We start from the raw sequence: 18,114 nt of genomic DNA, 5'->3' as shown, positions 1-18,114 counted from the left end.
GAAGCCTTTGGCAGGCTTTGCCCCATGAGCTCCACGGACAGCACAGGCAGCACACACAGCACCGGTGGCACGGGCGGCACGGGTGGCACGGGTGGCACGGGTGGGCAGCGCATCCTCGTCGTCGACGACGAGCCCGAGGTGCGGGCAGCCGTCGAGGACGGGCTCGCGGTCGAGGGGTACGAGGTACGGGGCGTCCCGGACGGGCTCGCGGCCCTCTCGCAGGTCGCGGCCTGGGAGCCCGACGCGGTCGTCCTCGACGTGATGATGCCCGTACTCGACGGCCTCGCCGTCTGCCGGCAGCTGCGGGCGCTGGGCGACCGTACCCCCGTCCTCGTGCTCACCGCACTGGACTCCGTCAGCGAGCGCGTCGACGGGCTGGAGGCGGGCGCCGACGACTACCTCGTCAAGCCCTTCGCCCTGGACGAGCTGGTCGCCCGGGTCCGCGCCCTCCTGCGGCGGGCCGCGCCCGGACCCGCCGGCACCGCCGCCGCCCCGCTCGGCTTCGCCGACCTCGTCCTCGACCCCGCGACCCGGACCGGGCGCCGGGGGAGCCGTCCGCTGGAGTTCAGCCGTACCGAGGCGGCCCTGCTCGAACTGCTCCTGCGCCACCCCGGCCAGGTACTCCCGCGCGAGCTGATCCTCGAACTGGTCTGGGGGCGGGACTTCGGGCCGGACTCCAACTCCCTCGCCGTCTACATCGGCTACCTGCGCCGGAAACTGGAAGCCGCGGGCGAGCCCCGGCTGGTGCACACCGTCCACGGGGTCGGCTACCGGCTGGACGCGGCATGAGCGGCGGCCGCCGGCGCCTCGGCCGGGTCTGGCGCAGGCGCGGCCCCCTGCGCACCCGGCTGGCGCTGTCGGTCACCGCCGCCGTGGCCCTCGTGGCCGTCGGGGTGTGCGCGGCGGCGTTCCTGGTGGTCCGGTCCGCCCTCTACGAGCAGCTCGACCTCAGCCTCACCCAGTCCGCGCGGCTGGCCGCCCAGCGCAACCCGGGGGCCGCGCCGGGCACCCTGGCCGGGGAATGCCGGTTCCTGGCGGCCCCCGCCTGCGCGGAAGTGGTGGCCGCCGACCCGGCCAAGGACCCCGCGGCCCCGGGGCTGCTGCCCGTGGAACCGGCGGCGCGGGAGGTCGCCGCGGGCCGGAAGGCCCCCTACTACACCAACATCACGGTGGCCGGATATCCCGCCAGGATGCTCACCACCGACTACGCCAAGGGGCGCGCCCTCCAGGTGGCCCTGCGGGCCGACACCGTCGAGGACGGCATCGAGGAGGCAGCCCAGTGGCTGGTGCTGACGGCGGTGATCGGCGTGCTGCTGGCCGCCCTGCTGGGGTCCTGGGTCTCCCGGACCGGCCTGGCCCCGGTCGCCCGGCTCACCGCGACGGCCGAGCGGATCGCCGCCACCCGCGACGCACGGCACCGGATCGAACTCCCGCCACCGGGGCGGGAGGACGAGATCACCCGGCTGGCCACGAGCTTCAACACCATGCTGGGGGAGCTCGAACAGTCGATCGCCGCGCAGCGCCAACTGGTCGCGGACGCCTCCCACGAACTGCGCACCCCGCTGACGGCGCTGCGGACCAACGCCGAACTGCTGGCCAGGGCCGATCGGCTCACGCCCGAGCAGCGCGAGCGCGCCTCGGCCGCGCTGGGGCGGCAGCTGCGGGAGGTGACGGGGCTGGTCAACGACCTGATCGAGCTGGCACGCGACGAAGAGCCGCAGCCGCTGGTGGAACAGGTCCGGCTGGGCGCGCTGGTGGAGCACTGCGCGCAGGCGGCGCGGACGCACTGGCCGGCCGTGCCCTTCCACGTACGCGTGCCGGCCGGACCCGTCGTGGTGCCGGGGGTACCGGCCCGGCTCAGCCGACTGCTGGGGAACCTGCTCGACAACGCGGCCAAGTTCGGCCGGGACGGGCTGCCCGTCGAGGTGGAGCTGGTGGCGGGCGTCCCGGGCCGGGGCCCGGAGCTGACGGTCCGCGACCACGGTCCGGGGATCTCGCCGGAGGACCTGCCGCACGTCTTCGACCGGTTCTACCGGGCCGGGGCGGCCCGCGCCCTGCCGGGGTCGGGGCTCGGCCTCGCGATGGCCCGGCAGATCGCGCGGGCGCACTCCGCCGAGCTCACGGCGGAGGCCGCTCCGGGTGGGGGCGCGCTGTTCCGGCTGGCGTTCTGACCCGGCCCGTCCGCGACGGAGTCCCCGAGCCACGGGACGTCCCTGGGACGCCCCCAGAAAACCGCCTCTGAGCTGCGCGGATGCTCGTCCCTCGTGTCCCGGGCGGATGGGACGCGGGGGGCCGCCGCGCTCCGTGTGACAGCTTTCCGTTGCCACCAGGTCCCCAGCGAAAGGCTCTGTCGACATGCGTATTTCTCGCCCCGGGAAGGGCGTCACCTCGCTCTTCCTCGCCGCGGTCTCCGCCGGCGCCCTGCTCGTCTCCGCGCCGGCCGCCCACGCGGACGACTCCCAGTACAAGATGTGTAAGGACGCGCACGGTACGCGGCTCTCCCCGAGCGGGCGCTACAACATCCCGCGGTACAACTACTCCCAGGGGGACTCGGACCTCTGCGTCGCCGGACTCCAGGAGCTCGTCGCGCAGTACGGCCTGACCTCCTGGGAGGGGAGTGGCGGCAACTTCGTCGACGGCGTCTTCGGCGCCCGTACCAACTCGGCCATCCGCAGGTTCCAGAGCACCCACAACCTCGAAGCCGATGGCATCGTCGGCCCGCGGACCTGGGAGAAGCTCCTGACGGGCTGAGCCCCTCCCGCTTCTCGCGATCTTCTTCCTCCTCCCCCTCTTCCTCTTCCCCATCGCCAGGAGACGCCTTTCCATGTCCTCGTCGCGCCGCATCCGCCCTCTGGCCGCGCTCGCGCTCGCCGCGTCCGCCGTCGGCTCCCTGCTGGTCACCGCCCCCACCGCCCAGGCCAGTTGGGGCAACGAGCTGCAGGCGTGCAAGAACGCCTACGGCTCCGAGCACTACATGGCCTGGGAGATCCCCACGGTGGTGCTCGCCAAGGGCTCGTCCGGGGTCTGCGTCCGGGAACTCCAGGAGGAGCTGCTCGAGGCCGGCGCCGTCCGGAGCGAGGACCAGCCCGGCTTCGTCGACGGAAGCTTCGGCCCCAAGACGTACAACGCGGTGGTGAACTTCCAGCGCAGCAACTCGACCAGGGGCGGCGCGGACGGCGTCGTCGGGCGCTACACCTGGCACCACCTGATCGCCACCGTCTACTTCGAATAGAGAGGAACACCTGGCATGAACACCATCAGGCGTACGGCGACCCGCGTCGGAGTCCTGGGCGCGACGCTGCTCATGGCCGCCGGACTCGCCGCCCCGCAGGCCTCGGCCCGCTCCGGCTACCTGGAGGCGTGCACGAACCAGGTCGGCACCCGCTGGGCGTCCAACGGCTGGCCCGTCCCGGCGGTGAACCTCGCCAGGGGGTCCTCGGGCGACTGCGTGCGGGCACTCCAGTGGGCGCTGGTCCGCACGGCGTTCGTCGACTCCGCCGACGCCCCGACCTTCATCGACGGTTCCTTCGGCCCCAGGACCGAGGCGGCCGTACTGCGCTTCCAGTCGAAGTACCCGCGGGAGACCGGCGGACCGGACGGCATCGTCGGCATCAAGACCTGGGGCTACCTCATCCCCGCGGCGGAAGGGTAGAGCGTCCGGTTTCCCGGATGTGATCTTCGCCCGAGTCTCCCGTGGACGCCCCGCGGGGCGGGCGGTCTGCGGCAGGGTGTTCGTGTCCGGTGAGGAGTCACGAAGACGGGGGCGAGCCGATGAAGCGGCACATCGAGTTCGAACGGCTGCACAACTTCCGGGACCTGGGCGGCTATCGGTCCGCCGACGGCCGGACCGTCCGGTGGGGGACGGTGTACCGGGCCGACTCGCTCGGCAAGCTGGCGGGCGCGGACTGGGAGCGGTTCCTGGAGCTCGGGATCGGGACCGTGATCGACCTGCGGTATCCGTGGGAGATCGAGGCCAAGGGGCGCGTGCCCGAGGCGGACCGGTTCCGCTACGTCAACCTGAGCATCGAGCACCGCCCGTACGACCAGGCCGAGATCGACCCGGACACCGACCCCTGGCGGTACCTCGCCGACCGGTTCGCCGAGGTCACCGAGGACGGGGCCGAGGAGATACGGCAGGTCCTGGAGGAGCTGGCCCAGGCGCCCGGCCCCCTCGTCTTCCACTGCACCTCGGGCAAGGACCGGACCGGGCTCATCGGCGTCTTCCTGCTGACCCTGCTCGGGGTGGAGCGGGCCGACGTCCTGGCCGACTTCGCGCTCACCGAGCTGGCCACCGAGCGGCTCGCCGCCGACTGGCGGGCCGCCAACCCGGACCGCGTCATGAAGTGGCCGAGCTACGGCCGCGCCCCCGCCGTGATCATGGAGTTGACGCTCGCGGACCTGGAGGCCCGGTACGGCTCCGTGCACGGCTACCTCACGGACCGGGTCGGCCTGCCGGAGGGCACCGCGGAGCGGCTGCGCTCCCGCCTGCTGACCGGCGACGGCGGCCACGGCGATCACGGCCACGACGGCGGTGGAGGCGTCCGCGCGACGTGAAGTCGCTCTGGTGGCACCACCGGCGCGTCTCCTACCATCGGAACACGGGTGGGGGAGGGGGGTGCGTCCATGGCAGCGCACGTGGGGCGGCTGGAACGCTTCGTTGCCTGGGTGCTGCGGAACGCCGACGTCGTGGTCGCCCTGGGCATCGCGATGGCCGTCGGACTCCTCGACATCTTCGGAGACGTCATCAGTGACGACGTCTCCTCCGGCGCCACCCTGGTCGTGCTCGGCCTCCTCGCGACCGGGTCGATCGTGGAGCGGGTGCGCCGGCCGGCGAGCATCCAGGAGGCCATGAGCGGGACCCGCCAGGCCCTCGAAGACCTCGCGATGGTGCGCTCGCTCTCCGGCAACGAGGTCGGCGAGGCGTTGCGCAAGGCCCGCCAGCACACCAACCTCTGGTACTTCAAGGGCGGTACGGGCACCTACCTGCGGGCGGTCACCCTGCCCCTGTGCGTGGCCGCCGCGAAGGAACAGCGCTCACAGCTCAACGTGAAGATCGACATCGTCAATCCGGCCGACGAGCGGGCCTGCGCCGCGTACGCCCGGTTCCGGCAGATGTTCGGCGGGCAGCGGCGCGGCGACGACGTGTGGACCACCGACCGGGTCCGCCGGGAATCGTACGCGACCGTCCTCGCCGCCTGCTGGTACCAACGGCAGCTGACCACGCTGGAGATCAGCGTGCACCTGTCGGCCGCCGTGCCGACCCTGCGCTTCGACCTGTCCGAGACCTGCCTCGTCATCACCCAGGACGACCAGTCCCGGGTGAACCTGCTGGTGGAACGCGGGCAACCGCTCTACGACTACTACGTGACCGAGCTGCACCAGAGCCGCGAGCAGGCGACCGTGCTCGACCTGCGCGTCGCCTCCCCCCTCGGCCAGGAGCCCACCGTCGACGAGGTGCGGACGCTCTTCGACGACCTGCGGCTGCCCCTGCCGCGCGTCTTCACCGACAGCGACATCGGCAAGATCATCGAAAAGGCCCTGCACGCGGAGGACCCCTACAGGAGGTGATGCGCTCCGGCGCGTGCCCATGGACCGCGAGCTCGAAAGCACTCTCGTCACCCTGGAGGAAATCGCCTCCGGGACCAGGGAGTTACATGCAGTCCGTCATCCGCTCGGATTCCTCTGTCTGCCCCTGCTGAGAGAGGGTCCGCGCGGAATCTGCGTGCATCTCTTCGAGATCGGCAACCGTGCCGATCCGGACGCGTCACCGATGCACGCCCACAGCTGGGAACTGCGCAGCCGCGTGCTGTACGGGCGGGTGGCCAACGTCCCCGTACGGACGAGCCCGGTACGGGACGACGAGGAAGGCGCCACCCACCGGGTCTTCGAGGTGCTCAGCGGGAGCGACGGCGTGGACGAGATCCGGCCGACCTCCCTCCTGGTACGGAGCGAGCCCGGCCCCGCCCACATCAGCGCGGGCGGGCAGACGTACACCCTGGCGGCCGGCGAGTTCCACGCCACCGCCCTGGAGGGAGCGGAACCCGCGGCCACCCTGGTGCACGGCATGTCGGTCCCCGGGCAGTTCGACCTCTCCCTCGGCCCGCTCGACGGCCGCCCGCGCCGCACGACCCGCAGGCTGTGCGACACCGCGCAGACCGTGCGCAGCGTCCACACCGTCCTCAGGAGGATCGATGCCGAGCAGCGGGCCTGATTTCGACCACGAGAGGCAGGTGGCCGTCGCGGCGGCGGAGGAGGCGGGCGGCCTGCTGCGCAGGCGCTTCGGCACGGCGCGCTGCGTGCGGACCAAGGGCGGGTCCGGGGACGTGCAGGTGGATCTCGATCTCGCCGCCGAGAAACTCGTACTCAGCCGGATACAGCGGCACTTCCCCCACGACCGGATCCTGTCCGAGGAGGCCGGACTCCTCGACGCGGCCGGCGAACGGACCTGGCTGGTCGACCCGTTGGACGGCAGCAACAACGTCGTGATCGGGCTGCCCACCTACGCGGTGGGGATCGGGCTGTGCCTGGGCGGCGCCCCCGTGATGGGAGTGGTGCACGAGCCGGTCACCGGGGAGACCTGGCACGCGGTCAGGGGGTACGGAGCCCACGGGCCGTCGGGCGCCCTGCCCGGCCCCGACCCCACCCTGCCACGCCCCGGCCCCGTCGTCGCCTGGACCCAGGGGTACGCCGTGGCACGGGGCGACGCGACGGCGGTGGGCCTGCGCACGGTACTGGAGCTGCGCTGCCGGCGCGTCCTGCAGCTGTGGGCGCCGCTGCTCGGCTGGAGCCTGCTGGCGCGCGGCACCATCGACGCCTTCGTCGGCTACCGCGCCGAGGGCGTCGACCTGCCGACCGGGGCGCTGCTCGCGGCCGAGGCGGGCGTGGAGCTGCGCACCCTGTCCGGGTCGGCCTTCAGACCCGGCTTCGCCGGGGCCGACACCGGGCGCAGCTTCGTGGCGGCCCGCGGCGAGACCCTCGCATACCTGCTGAGCGAGGTGGGAGCCGTCACCCCGGGCGCCTAGATCCTCTCCTTCGGATCTCCGGAGACTCGGCAGCCGCCCGACGGACCTCCTCCGGCGCAGCGTCAAGCAGAGCGCAGTGGCGGGACGTTCCTCGCGAGTGCGGCGGCCTGCAGGAGGATGTTCGGCTCGGCGCCTGGGTCCTCGACCATGACGACGCCGGCCGTCCGGACGTCGAAGTCCGTCGGCCAGACGGTGACGTCGCTCGCCAGTGCGCCCTCCAGCTTCGCCCGTGTCAGGTCGGCACCGGTGAGGTCGGTTCCCCGGAGGTCGGCCAGTCTCAGGTCCGCGCCGGTGAACTTGGTGCCGTGACCCCGCGCCTTGCGCAGGTTCGCCTCCCGCAGGTCGGCTCCGGAGAAGTCGGCGTCGCCGAGGTCGGCCCTGACCATGCGGGCGCCGCGCAGGTCGGCTTCGATGCAGCGGCTCCGGTGGAGGATCGAGGTTCCGAGCTCCACGTGCCGCATGTTGGCCGCGATCAGCGATGCCCCGGTCAGGTTGACCTGGTAGATGCTCGCCGCTTCCAGGCAGGCGCCGTCGAAGTTGACGTGGTGGAGCCACAGTCCGTCGCAGTCGGCCCGGCGCAGGTCGGTGTAGCTGACGTTGAGCCAGTCGGGCCGGCGTTCCCGGCACAGGACTCCGAGGGCGGTGAGCGCCACCTGGGCATCCGGGGCACGGGTTTCCAGCGGAGGCAGGGAGTTGATGGCGGCTTCCGCCGCCGGGGAGTCCTGTCCCCGCGGAGGCCACGGCAGGTGGGTCCGCAGGAACGCGGCCTTGATCGAGATGACCGCCTCCCGGTCGCGAGCCGAATGGTCCGCGATCCGCCACAGCGCGTAGAGGCCGCCGATCCGCACGTCCGTCTTGTCGGCGCCGAGCTGGTCGACCGCCCGGCTGAAGCGGTCGGTGATGTGTCCCTCCCGGGTGGCGTTCAGGCTCTCCTGGCCGACCCTCAACTGCCGCCAGGTGGCGTACGCGCCGAAGAGGACGACAGCGCCGCCGACCGCCTGCACGAGTGTGGTGCGTACGTTGTTGACCGCTCCGAGCCGTTCGGCGGCCGAGATGCCGGCCCCGCCGAGGTCGCGCTCGACCACCAGCCCCGGGAGCACCACCACCACTACGGCCAGCACGGCCAGCACGGCCGCCACCGCGAGAAGAGCGGAACCGGCCCGACGCAGCCGGGAGACCACGGTCGAGCGGCGGCCATGAGCAGATCCCCCCGTATCCATGCGCACATGATCGCAGGGTGGCGCCGCGGCCGGTGTGCCGATCCGGTCGGAGCGCCGACCGGTGCGCCCCTACGTCGTGGCCGCCAGCGCCAGTGTCGCCGCCAGGGTGCCCGCCACCGCCAGTACGAAGCCCGTGCCGAAGAAGCGGCCCAGGTCGATCCGGGTGCCGTGCCAGCGGCACCGCTCGAACCACAGCAGGGTGGCCAGCGAGGCCCACGGCGTGATGACCGGTCCCACGTTGACGCCGATCAGCTGGGCGAGCAGCTGCTCGTGATTGGCCACCGGAATGGCCGCCTCGCCCGCCAGGTAGGCCGGGAGGTTGTTCAGCACGTTCGAGAAGCCCGCGCCGACCGCCGCCGACCTCAGCATGCCGACGACGCCGTTGTCGGAGCCCATCGCCGCCGCGAGGATCTCGTGCAGCCCGTGGGCGTTGACCGTCTCCACGACCAGGAACATCCCCGGGACGAGGACCAGGAGCCGCCAGGGGATCAGGGACAGGCGCAGCGCTTCCCGGCCGCGCACCCAGAAGGCCACGACCACGATCAGCGCGGCCGCCATCGACGCCGACCACAGCGGCACGTCGGCGAGCAGGATCGCCAGCAGGAATCCGGCGCACGCCACCGCGCTCACCCGGAACAGGACCGGGTCCGCGGGACGCGGCAGGGGCGGTGGGGCGTAGCGGGTCTCGCCGCGGCGCCCCGGGCGCCAGTAGAAGACCCACAGGCAGGCCATCGTGACGGCGATGGCGGCCAGCTGCGGCGCCCACATGGTGGCGGCCATCTCCGACGGGGTCAGCGCGATGCGGTCCGCGGCCAGCAGGTTCGTCAGGTTCGACACGGGGAGCAGCAGGCTGGCCGTGTTCGCCAGCCACACCGTGGTCATCGCCAGCGGTACGGGCGCGATCCCGACCCGGGTCGCCAGCGCCAGCATCACCGGGGTCAGCAGGACCGCCGTCGTGTCCAGGTTGAGGGTGATGGTGGTGACCGACGCGAACAGCACGCACAGACAGAAGAGGAGGGGGTACCTGCCGCGCCCCGCCCGGGCCACCCAGGTGGCGACGACGTCGAAGACCTCCGCCTTGCCGGTCAGCTCGGCGAGCACGATGACGGTGGCCAGGAACACCACGAGCGGACCGATGCGCTCCAGCACGTCCGAGGCGGGTCCGGTGGGCAGCAGTCCCGTGGCGACGCACAGCGCACCGAGTGCGAGCAGGCCGCCGGCCAGCCAGTCCAGTGGATGCAGACGCCTGAGGAAAGACACGGCGAACAGGTTCGCACATACACACGCCCCGGCATCAGACGGGGCGGAAGGAATCGGACAGGCCCGACCGGGCGGGGTGCCCGGCACCCCGCGGGAGATCGCAACGTCCTTGACGGTACAATCCCGCTGCCGCAGGCACGGCCCTACGATGGACTCATGATGACGGACGGGCAATTCGGCGCTCCCGCAAGAGAGTTCGACTTCTTCATCAGCTACTCCCCGGCAGACGAACAATGGGCCGCATGGATCGCCTGGACCCTGGAGGAGGCCGGTTACCGCACGGTGGTGCAGGCCTGGGACTTCGTACCGGGGACCAACTTCATAGACTTCATGGACCGGGGGGTCAGCGAGTCGGTGGCGGTCATCGCCGTCCTGTCCCGCCACTACGAGCGTTCCACCTACGGTCGCATGGAATGGCAGGCCGCGCTCCGGGCCTCGCCCGAGTCGCCCGAACGGAGGCTGCTGACCGTCCGGGTGGACGAGATCCCGATCGAGGGACTCCTCGCCACGATCACCTACGTCGACCTCGTCGGCGTATCGGACATCGACGCGGCCCGTTCCCTGCTGCTCAACCGCGTCGGGCAAGCGGTCGACGGTCACGCCCGACCGGGCCGCCGTCCCGGCTTTCCGGGGAACGGGAGCGGCGGCGGGGGCGGGAACCGTAACAGGAGCGGGCAGGGCCCCGTTCGCCACCCCGAGCAGCCCAACCCCGGACACCCGCAGCCGAGCGCGCTCGCCGGCCCCGGCTGGTCGGGACGCCGACGGCCGGCCAGGGCGCCGCTCTACCCGCAGACCGCCGCGGCCGGCCGGAGCGCCGGGGACACCGTGACCGTCCTGCACCTGGCCGGGCCCGACTTCGGGCGCGGCCGCGAACCCGACTCGCTCAGCCGGCAGATCCGCGGCGACCTCATCATGCTCAGGGACGCGGGAGCACCCGCCCCCGACCTGATGGTGGTCACCGGTGACCTCACCGCTTCCGGCAGCCCGCGCGAGTGCGACCAGGCCCTCAGCTTCCTCACCGCCCTGCGCTCCCAGCTCGACCTGTCCCCCCAGCGGGTGATGGTGGTACCGGGAGCGCAGGACGTGAACCAGGCCGCCTCCCAGGCCTACTTCCACACCTGCGAGGCCGACGAGGTGGCACCGCAGCCGCCGTACTGGCCCAAATGGCGCCACTACACCCGGCTGTTCCGCGGCCTCTACCAGGGCCTGGACACCGTCTTCGACAGCGACCAGCCCTGGACCCTCTTCCCGGTACCCGAACTGAGCACGGTCGTCGCCGGATTCAACTCCTCCATGGCCTACAGCCACCGCCCCGAGGAGCAGTACGGCTTCATCGGCCGCGACCAGGCCGCCTGGTTCGCCGAGGCCATGCGCCGGTACGAGGAGGAGGGCTGGCTGCGCATCGGCGCGCTCCGCCACCCGCTCACCGACGGCCGCCGGTCCGGCGACGCGGTCGGCGGCCCCGGCGGGCTGCGGGACGCCGACACCTTCGCCCGGCTGGCCGCGCCGCGGCTGCACCTGCTGCTGCACGGGCCGACCGGCGGCCCGCGCACCACCACCTCGGCCCCCAGCCGCACCCTGCTCGCCGGGGCCTGCGGGGCCCGGGCAGGCAACGCGGCTCCCGGGGGCGCCGGCGAGCTGCCCCTGTTCGGCTCCGCGGCCCCCGCCCGGTTCCAGCTGCTCCAGGTCGGCGCGGAGGGCGTGACCCGCTGGGACGACCGGATCACCTCCGCGTCCGAGACCTTCCCCTCCGCATGGCGCCAGACCCGCCGGGTCTTCCCCGTACCGGAGCTGCCCGCCGTCATCAACGTCGAGCGGGCCGCCGGCCGGGCTCCCCTGGACGACCCGGCGGCCTCGCTCGCCGAGCGGGTGAAGGAGATCTGCCGCGTGCGCCGGGAGGGCGTACGGCTGCGCGACGTCCCGCGCCGTGAACCGGGCGACATGGTGCAGATCATGGCCACCTGGCAGGAGCAGGAGGACGGCGTCGTCCAGCAGCAGCGCATAGCCGTCCACCCCGGCAGCCCCACCGAGGACGAACTCGACCGCTTCATCGCCCAGGTCCACGCGACCGACACCGGCTCCGAGGCCGTCCTGGTGTACGCCGGCGACGCCCCGGCCGGCGGACTGCGCCGCCGGGCCGCCGCCCACGGCGTCCGGGTCCGGGTCCGCAGCTTCATCGAGTTCCAGGGCCTGCTCGACCTGCGGGGCTACGTCGCCGCGCAGACGGCCCGGCTCAGCAGCAGCGAGCAGTACGCCCCGGGCCTCTACCTCCCCCAGCGCTACCGCGACGCCGACCGCCCCGACGGCCAGGACAGCACCGGCCAGGAACGCGACGGACTCGTCGAGGAGCTGCTGGAGCTCCTGGAGTCCGACCACGGCCGCTTCGTCCTGCTCCTCGGCGACTTCGGGCACGGCAAGACCTTCGCGCTGCGCGAGCTCGCCCGGCGCATCTCCGAACAGCTCCCGCACCTGACCCCGCTGCTGATCCCGCTCAACTCCCTCGACCGGGCGCACAGCCTCGAAGGCCTGGTCGCCGCGCACCTGGCCGGCCACGACGTCGACACGATCGACCTGCGGGCCCTGCGCTACATGCTCGCCCAGGGCCGCGTCGTCCTGCTCTTCGACGGCTTCGACGAACTGGTCAACCGGGTCAGCTACGACCGGGCCGCCGACCACCTCCAGGTCCTCCTCGACGCCGCCGTCGACCATGCCAAGATCGTCGTCAGCAGCCGCACCCAGCACTTCAAGTCGCACGCCCAGGTCCTCACCGCGCTCGGCGAGCGCGTCGGCCTGCTCCCGCAGCGCAGGATCCTGGCCGTCGAGGGCTTCACGCCGGCCCAGATCCGCTCCTACCTCGTACGCAGCTACGGCGACGAGCGCGCCGCCGACCGCCGCTTCCAGCTCCTGCGCAACATCCCCGACCTCCTGATGCTCTGCCGCAACCCCCGGCTGCTCTCCTTCGTCGCCGATCTGAGCCAGGACCAGCTGCGCGCGGTCGCCGGAGCGGGCCGGGCACTCAGTCCCGCCCGGCTGTACGAGGACGTGTTCACCTCCTGGCTCGACCACGAGGAACGGCGCGGCCAGGGCGGGCCGGGCGCGCCGCCCGGACTCACCGTCGACCAGCTGTGGGCCGCCGTCACCGCGCTGGCCTGGCGGCTGTGGGAGAGCGGACGCAGCGCCCTGCGGCTCGACGAGCTCACCGAGACCGTGGCCGACACCCTCAGCGAACTCACCGAGTCCCCGCTCACCCCCTCCGAACGCGCCCAGGCGGTCGGCGCGGGCAGCCTGCTGGTCCGCAGCGACGACGGGGTCTTCCAGTTCATCCACGGCTCCGTCGTCGAATGGCTGGTGGCGCGGGAGGCCGCCCGCCAGCTCGCCCGCGGACAGCACACCGTGCTCCTCGCGCGCCCGCTCAGCCAGCTCGCCGTCGAGTTCTTCTGCGACCTCGCCGACCACGAGCAGTGCGCCCGCTGGGTGCGCGACGTCCTCGACTCCCCGGGGCGCGCGGCCGGCGAGGCCGCCCGCGCCAACGCCGTCCGCATCTCGGACCGGCTCCGGGTACCGGCCAACGCCGACCTGCGCGGCGCCCGGCTGGCCGGCGAGGACCTCTCGCACCGCGACTTCTCCGGGGTCGACCTCAGCGACGCCGACCTGACGGACGCCCGGCTGATCGGCGCCAACCTCTCCGGCGCGCTGCTGCGCGGCACCCGGCTGACCGGCGCCCGCCTCGACCGGGCCGACCTGAGCCGGGCCGACCTGACCGGCGCGAACCTCAGCCGGGCCCGGCTGACCCGGACCGATCTGCGGGGCGCCCTGCTGACCGGCAGCCGCTGGCACCGGGCCGCGCTCATCGACACGACGATGGACGACGCGGTGCGGTCGGCCCCCGAGCTCGGGACCGCCGCGATCGCCCCCGGGATGCCCGTGGACGCCGGGTTCCGGCCCTCCGCCGTCGGGGTCCCGTACGGCTTCGGCATGCGCACCAGCCGCCTCCCCGAACCCATCGCGTACAGCAGCGACGGCGAACTCCTCGCGGTCGGCAGCGAGGACGGCTCCATCCTGGTCTGCGGCGCCGACGACGGCCGGGCCGTGCGCACCCTCCAGGGCCACGAAGGGCGCGTGTACGCCGTGAAGTTCCGGCCCGACGTCATCGCCACCGGTGGCTCCGACGGCGCGGTGCGGCTCTGGGACCCGGTGACCGGCGCGTGCCGCCACCACCTGCGGGTCCACCCCGACGGCGTGTGGCCGCTCTCCTTCGACGCGGACGGCACCCTGCTCGCCACCGGCGACCGCGAGGGCCTGGTCACGGTCTGGGACACGGCCACCGGCGAACCCGTGCACCGGATGCCGGGTCACATCGCGCCCGTCTACACCGCGGTCCACGGTCCGGACGGCCTGCTGCTCACCGGGGACGCGGGTGCGAAGGTACGGCTCTGGGACCTGAACACCGGGCACTGCGTCCGGGAGATCGACGGTCACCAGGGGGCCGTCTACCGGGCCCGGTTCAGCCCCGACGGGACCCTCTTCGCCACCGCCGACCGGGGCGCGCCGGGGCAGGGCGGCACGGTGCGGATCTGGCGGACGGCCGACGCGCGGCTGCTGCACGAGTTCACCGGACACACCGGCCGGGTGTACGTCCTCGACTTCCACCCCGGGGGCAACCTCCTCGCCAGCGGTGACACCGACGGCCAGGTGCGGCTCTGGGACCCGGTGGTCGGCACGCCCGCCGGAATCCTCGAACGGGGCACCGGAGCCGTCTACCAGGTGCTCTTCGGGGACGGCGGGAAACTCCTCGCGGCCTGCGACAGCAACGGCGCGGTCCGGCTGTGGACGGTCACCGAACGCCCCCACGGGTACACGATCGCCCTCCATCCCCAGCAGCCGACCGAGCACCGCGGCACGGCCTGGGCGTGCGCCTTCCGGCCCGGCGACACCCAACTGCTCACCGTCGGCAACGACGGCGGCGCTCAGATCTGGGACGCGGCCACCGGCCAGGGCAAGCGCATCCTGCGCGGCCACGGCCGCCGGATCAGCGGTGTCGCCTTCAGCGCGGACGGCACACAACTGGCCACGGCCGGGAACGACGGGGTCGTACGGCTGTGGGAGACGCGCACGGGCCGGCGTACGCAAGAGCTCACCGGGCGCGGCGACCGGCTGGTCTCGGCAGCCTTCAGCCCCCTCGAGGCCGTCCTCGCCACGGCCAGCAACGACGGCGACATGTACCTCTGGGACCCGGTGGGCGGCGAGTACCTGAGGGAGCTCGACGCCGAGACCGAGCACGTCTGGGCGGAAGCCTTCAACGCCGACGGGACCCTGCTCGCCACCGCCAACGACGACGACTCCGTACGCGTCTGGTTCCGCCCCACCGGTTCCCCCGTGTCGACACTGACCGAGCACCGGGGCCGGGTCCGCTCGATCGCCTTCCGCCCGGACGCCGACGTACTGGCAACCGGCTGCGACGACAGCTTCGTACGGGTCTGGGACGCCAGGAGCGGGGAGCTCCTGGGGCAGCTCGGCGGGCATGCCGACCGGGTGTACGGCGTCGCGTACGGCCCGGGCGGCGCCTGGCTCGCCAGCGCGAGCTGGGACGGTACGGCCATCGTCCGGCGGGACGGGCAGGCGGAACTGCGGCTGCGCGGACGCGGGGGCAGGCTGTGGGCGGTGGCCGCCCACCCGGGCCGCCCGCTGCTGGCCACCGGCGGCGACGACCGGGCCGTCGGCCTGTGGGACGCCGGGACGGGCGAGCACCTCACCGACCTCGTCGGCCACACCGGCCGGGTGCTCTCGCTCGCCTTCTCCCCGGACGGCGCGACCCTGGCGAGCGGCGCCGAGGACGGCACCGTACGGCTGTGGAACGTCCCGGCGGACGGGCAACCGCCGTCCCTGCGCGCGACGCTGATGGGCATGGCGGGCGGCTGGGCGGCGCTGACCCCGGCCGGCGGGTACAAGTACGAGGGCGATGTGGCCGGTGAGTTCTGGCACGTCGTCGGCATGTCCCGGTTCACCCCGGGGGAGCTCGACGAGTACCTTCCGGGCATCCACCGGCTGCCGCTCGGGGAGGAGCTCTGACGCCCCGACGGCTTCGCCCCGGCGGCCTCTCAGGGACGGCCCCGGCTACGGTTGGTCCGCATGACGCACACCGAAACAGAGGTCACCGCCGAGCTCGTCCGGGACCTGTTGCGCGACCAGCATCCCGATCTGGCGGACCGCCCCGTGCGGTTCGGCGCCCGCGGCTGGGACAACCAGCTGTGGCGGCTCGGGGAGGACCTCGCCGTCCGGCTGCCCTGGGCGACGCCGTCCGCGGACGCGCTGCTGCGCAAGGAACACGCCTGGCTGCCCGCCCTCGCCCCGGGCCTCCCGCTGCCGGTTCCCGTGCCGCAGCGCATCGGCGAGCCCTCCGAGCGGTTCCCGCGTCCCTGGATCGTCACGACCTGGGTCCCCGGTGAGCCCGCCGACCGCGCCCCCGTGACGAACGCCGCGGACGCGGCCGACGCCCTGGCCGCCTTCCTGACGGCTCTTCACCGACCGGCTCCCGAAGGGGCGCCCGTGGGCAACCACGGCCGCGGGGGACCACTGGCCGACCACACCGACGCGTTCGCCGACGGGCTCGCCACCGCCACCGGCATGGGGCTGATCCCCGATCCGGACGCCGTCCGCGCGGTGTGGGAGGACGCCGTCGCCGCGCCCGTCTGGGAGGGGCCTGCGATGTGGCTGCACGGTGACCTGCACCCGGCCAACGTCCTCACCGCGGGCGGCACCTTCTGCGGCGTGGTCGACTTCGGCGATCTCTGTGCGGGCGATCCGGCCTGCGACCTCGCCGCCCCGTGGACCCTGCTGCCGGACGGCGCCGCCGACCGATTCCACGCCGCCTACCGGCCGACCGCGGACGAGGCCACCCGGCGCCGCGCCCGTGGCTGGGCGGCGCAGCGCGCCCTCGGCGGCATCCTCATCGGCGAGGCCGGTGTCCGTGGCCGGCCGGGCGGCAAGCCCACCTGGGGCCCGCCCGCCCACGCCGCACTGCGCCGCCTCGTGGCGACGGCGGGCTGACCGGCCCGGCCGGACCGGCCGACGGCTCAGCCGAGGCACTGCATCACGCCACGGAATACCGCAACCGGTTCCGGTCCTCCCCGGGCCGGCCGACCCGAGCCCCGCTCAGGCCGCCGGGAAGGCCAGCAGGGCGACCGGAGCCGAGGTCGGCTGCGGTGAGCCGCCGGCCGGTTCCACGGTGACGCCCATCCCCGACGCCGCGTTGACCGGGCCGTCGAGCAGGGTGGCAGTCGCCGGGGTACCGGTGTCCATCAGCCCCGCCGAACGCATCTTCCCGCCGCCGTCGTCGTACCAGAGCTGGTACACCTTCCCGCCGGACGGCGCCGGCAGGCCGGAGGCCGCGAAGACGGCCTGGTTGCGGGAGGCCGAGACGACCACCGTGCCCACCGCCCCGCCCCGCAGCGGAGCCGTGGCCACCCGGGCATCGGCGGCCGCGAGGACCGAGCCGACGGCATCGTTCGTGAGTCGGGCCTGCTGCGCCTGCTGGCGGGCGTCCTCGGCCTGCTGGTACTGCGCCACCGCGACGCCGCCGAGCGCCACGGCCGCCGCGATGCATGCGGCCAGGGCCCAGTTCGACACCGGCCGCGAGCGGCGCCGTACGTGGCCGCCGCGTCCGGCCCTGACCGTCGGGGGCCCTTCCTGGCGCACCGTCGCGATCCGGCGCATCACCTCGTCGCGGAGCGCGGGACTCGGCTGCGCCGCGACGGCGAGCCCGAGCCGCGTGGCGGTCTCGGAGAACTCCCGGACCTCCAGGGCGCAGGACATGCAGCCGGCGAGGTGCCGTTCGACGGCTGCCCGTTCGTCCGGCTCCAGGGCATCGAGCGCGTACGCGCCCGTCAATGTGTGCGGATCAGTGGTGTTCACACGCCCACCCCCAGGCAGTCTCGGAGCCGGATGAGCCCGTCGCGCAGCCGTGTCTTCACGGTACCCAACGGGAGGGCCAACAACTCGGCGACCTCCCGGTGGGTCAGGCCGCGGTAGTACGCCAGCGTGACCGACTGGCGCTGCAGTTCGCTGAGTCCGTTCATGCAGCGCCGTACCTGCTCGCGCTCCAGGCGGGACTCCACCTGCTCCACCACCTCGTCGTAGGCCGTGGTGTGGTCCAGCAGGGCCGCCCGCTTCTCGCGGTTGGTCGACGCCTGCGCGGAGCGCACCCGGTCGACGGCCCGGCGGTGGGCCAGGGTCAGCACCCAGTTCATCACCGACCCCCGCGCGGGCTGGTAGCGGGCGGCGGTCCGCCAGAGCTCGACCAGTACCTCCTGGGCGACCTCCTCGGACTGGGCCGGGTCCCGCAGCACGGTCCGGACGAGGCCCAGTACGGGGCCCGAAACGGCCTCGAAGACGGCCGTGAACGCCTGCTGATCACCGCGGGCCACGCGGCCCATCAGTTCCGGCAGGTCGGGAGCGGCCGACGGATGCCGGCCTATGCGCACGTTCTCTCTCACCGGGGAGGTCCTCCAGGAGTACTCGGTTGCACAGCTCATTCGGAGCCGCGGGGCTGGCGGATAGGTCGCGGCGGGCACGTGTCTTCGACAGACCTCGAAACGCCGTTCGACGGCCTGTGC

15 protein-coding genes are annotated in these 18,114 nt (G+C 73.5%); 11 read left to right on the top strand and 4 right to left on the bottom strand.

The window, feature by feature from the left end; all coding sequences use genetic code 11:
* Positions 1 to 24: 24 nt before the first annotated feature.
* The 9 genes from ACXNSR_RS06585 (at position 25) to ACXNSR_RS06545 (ending at position 7,022) form a co-directional block, all read left to right on the top strand.
* Entirely contained in the window at positions 25 to 789 is a 765-nt protein-coding gene (locus tag ACXNSR_RS06585; RefSeq protein WP_458641209.1) for a response regulator transcription factor, read from the top strand.
* Positions 786 to 2,171 carry a sensor histidine kinase gene (locus tag ACXNSR_RS06580; protein ID WP_458641208.1) on the top strand — a complete coding sequence of 462 codons (1,386 nt, stop codon included), beginning with the start codon at positions 786 to 788 and terminating at the stop codon, positions 2,169 to 2,171. Before ACXNSR_RS06585 ends, ACXNSR_RS06580 begins: the two co-directional genes overlap by 4 nt.
* Before the next feature lie 184 nt (positions 2,172 to 2,355).
* Positions 2,356 to 2,751, top strand: a complete 396-nt coding sequence (locus tag ACXNSR_RS06575) for a peptidoglycan-binding protein (protein ID WP_458641207.1) — start codon at positions 2,356 to 2,358, stop codon at positions 2,749 to 2,751.
* 73 nt (positions 2,752 to 2,824) lie between these two features.
* The gene (locus ACXNSR_RS06570) at positions 2,825 to 3,232 is read left to right on the top strand and encodes a peptidoglycan-binding domain-containing protein (protein WP_458641206.1); all 408 of its coding nucleotides are present in this window, start codon (positions 2,825 to 2,827) and stop codon (positions 3,230 to 3,232) included.
* 15 nt (positions 3,233 to 3,247) lie between these two features.
* The gene (locus ACXNSR_RS06565) at positions 3,248 to 3,652 is read left to right on the top strand and encodes a peptidoglycan-binding domain-containing protein (protein WP_458641205.1); all 405 of its coding nucleotides are present in this window, start codon (positions 3,248 to 3,250) and stop codon (positions 3,650 to 3,652) included.
* Between the two features lie 119 nt (positions 3,653 to 3,771).
* A complete protein-coding gene (locus ACXNSR_RS06560) occupies positions 3,772 to 4,554 on the top strand; it encodes a tyrosine-protein phosphatase (protein WP_458643584.1) in 783 nt (260 codons plus the stop codon).
* 69 nt (positions 4,555 to 4,623) lie between these two features.
* Positions 4,624 to 5,568, top strand: a complete 945-nt coding sequence (locus ACXNSR_RS06555) for a hypothetical protein (RefSeq protein ID WP_327386686.1) — start codon at positions 4,624 to 4,626, stop codon at positions 5,566 to 5,568.
* Between the two features lie 154 nt (positions 5,569 to 5,722).
* A complete protein-coding gene (locus ACXNSR_RS06550; protein WP_458641204.1) occupies positions 5,723 to 6,211 on the top strand; it encodes a hypothetical protein in 489 nt (162 codons plus the stop codon).
* Complete coding sequence (locus ACXNSR_RS06545) at positions 6,192 to 7,022, top strand: inositol monophosphatase family protein (protein WP_458641203.1); 831 nt, start codon at positions 6,192 to 6,194, stop codon at positions 7,020 to 7,022. The genes ACXNSR_RS06550 and ACXNSR_RS06545 overlap by 20 nt, the downstream gene beginning before the upstream one ends.
* Before the next feature lie 62 nt (positions 7,023 to 7,084).
* Here the strand turns inward: ACXNSR_RS06545 and ACXNSR_RS06540 are convergent, their stop codons facing one another.
* Both ACXNSR_RS06540 and ACXNSR_RS06535 read right to left on the bottom strand, forming a co-directional pair.
* Entirely contained in the window at positions 7,085 to 8,242 is a 1,158-nt protein-coding gene (locus ACXNSR_RS06540; protein ID WP_458641202.1) for a pentapeptide repeat-containing protein, read from the bottom strand.
* A gap of 69 nt (positions 8,243 to 8,311) precedes the next feature.
* Positions 8,312 to 9,502, bottom strand: coding sequence for an SLC13 family permease (locus ACXNSR_RS06535; protein WP_458641201.1), 1,191 nt, complete (start codon positions 9,500 to 9,502; stop codon positions 8,312 to 8,314).
* Between the two features lie 159 nt (positions 9,503 to 9,661).
* Between ACXNSR_RS06535 and ACXNSR_RS06530 the strand changes: the two genes are divergently transcribed.
* Positions 9,662 to 15,571, top strand: coding sequence for a WD40 domain-containing protein (locus tag ACXNSR_RS06530; RefSeq protein WP_458643583.1), 5,910 nt, complete (start codon positions 9,662 to 9,664; stop codon positions 15,569 to 15,571).
* Between the two features lie 60 nt (positions 15,572 to 15,631).
* Positions 15,632 to 16,549 carry an aminoglycoside phosphotransferase family protein gene (locus tag ACXNSR_RS06525; RefSeq protein WP_458641200.1) on the top strand — a complete coding sequence of 306 codons (918 nt, stop codon included), beginning with the start codon at positions 15,632 to 15,634 and terminating at the stop codon, positions 16,547 to 16,549.
* Between the two features lie 105 nt (positions 16,550 to 16,654).
* On the opposite strand, the gene ACXNSR_RS06520 is transcribed toward ACXNSR_RS06525, so the two are convergent.
* Together ACXNSR_RS06520 and ACXNSR_RS06515 are read right to left on the bottom strand one after the other, a co-directional pair.
* Entirely contained in the window at positions 16,655 to 17,413 is a 759-nt protein-coding gene (locus tag ACXNSR_RS06520; RefSeq protein WP_458641199.1) for an anti-sigma factor, read from the bottom strand.
* Positions 17,410 to 17,994 (bottom strand): sigma-70 family RNA polymerase sigma factor, encoded by a 585-nt coding sequence (locus ACXNSR_RS06515; RefSeq protein WP_030011951.1) that lies wholly within the window; start codon positions 17,992 to 17,994, stop codon positions 17,410 to 17,412. Before ACXNSR_RS06515 ends, ACXNSR_RS06520 begins: the two co-directional genes overlap by 4 nt.
* Positions 17,995 to 18,114: the final 120 nt, after the last annotated feature.

It is taken from the genome of Streptomyces sp. NC-S4 (assembly GCF_054353315.1).
Note: the sequence above shows the minus strand (reverse complement) of the source record. Positions and strands in the feature narration are given on the sequence as shown.

Bases quoted from the DNA above. Each gene is read 5' to 3' on its own strand.
- ACXNSR_RS06545 (WP_458641203.1), top strand. From the start codon at position 6,192: ATGCCGAGCAGCGGGCCTGATTTCGACCACGAGAGGCAGGTGGCCGTC.
- ACXNSR_RS06570 (WP_458641206.1), top strand. From the start codon at position 2,825: ATGTCCTCGTCGCGCCGCATCCGCCCTCTGGCCGCGCTCGCGCTCGCC.
- ACXNSR_RS06580 (WP_458641208.1), top strand. From the start codon at position 786: ATGAGCGGCGGCCGCCGGCGCCTCGGCCGGGTCTGGCGCAGGCGCGGC.
- ACXNSR_RS06585 (WP_458641209.1), top strand. From the start codon at position 25: ATGAGCTCCACGGACAGCACAGGCAGCACACACAGCACCGGTGGCACG.
- ACXNSR_RS06540 (WP_458641202.1), bottom strand. From the start codon at position 8,242: ATGGATACGGGGGGATCTGCTCATGGCCGCCGCTCGACCGTGGTCTCC.
- ACXNSR_RS06575 (WP_458641207.1), top strand. From the start codon at position 2,356: ATGCGTATTTCTCGCCCCGGGAAGGGCGTCACCTCGCTCTTCCTCGCC.
- ACXNSR_RS06530 (WP_458643583.1), top strand. From the start codon at position 9,662: ATGACGGACGGGCAATTCGGCGCTCCCGCAAGAGAGTTCGACTTCTTC.
- ACXNSR_RS06525 (WP_458641200.1), top strand. From the start codon at position 15,632: ATGACGCACACCGAAACAGAGGTCACCGCCGAGCTCGTCCGGGACCTG.
- ACXNSR_RS06565 (WP_458641205.1), top strand. From the start codon at position 3,248: ATGAACACCATCAGGCGTACGGCGACCCGCGTCGGAGTCCTGGGCGCG.
- ACXNSR_RS06560 (WP_458643584.1), top strand. From the start codon at position 3,772: ATGAAGCGGCACATCGAGTTCGAACGGCTGCACAACTTCCGGGACCTG.
- ACXNSR_RS06555 (WP_327386686.1), top strand. From the start codon at position 4,624: ATGGCAGCGCACGTGGGGCGGCTGGAACGCTTCGTTGCCTGGGTGCTG.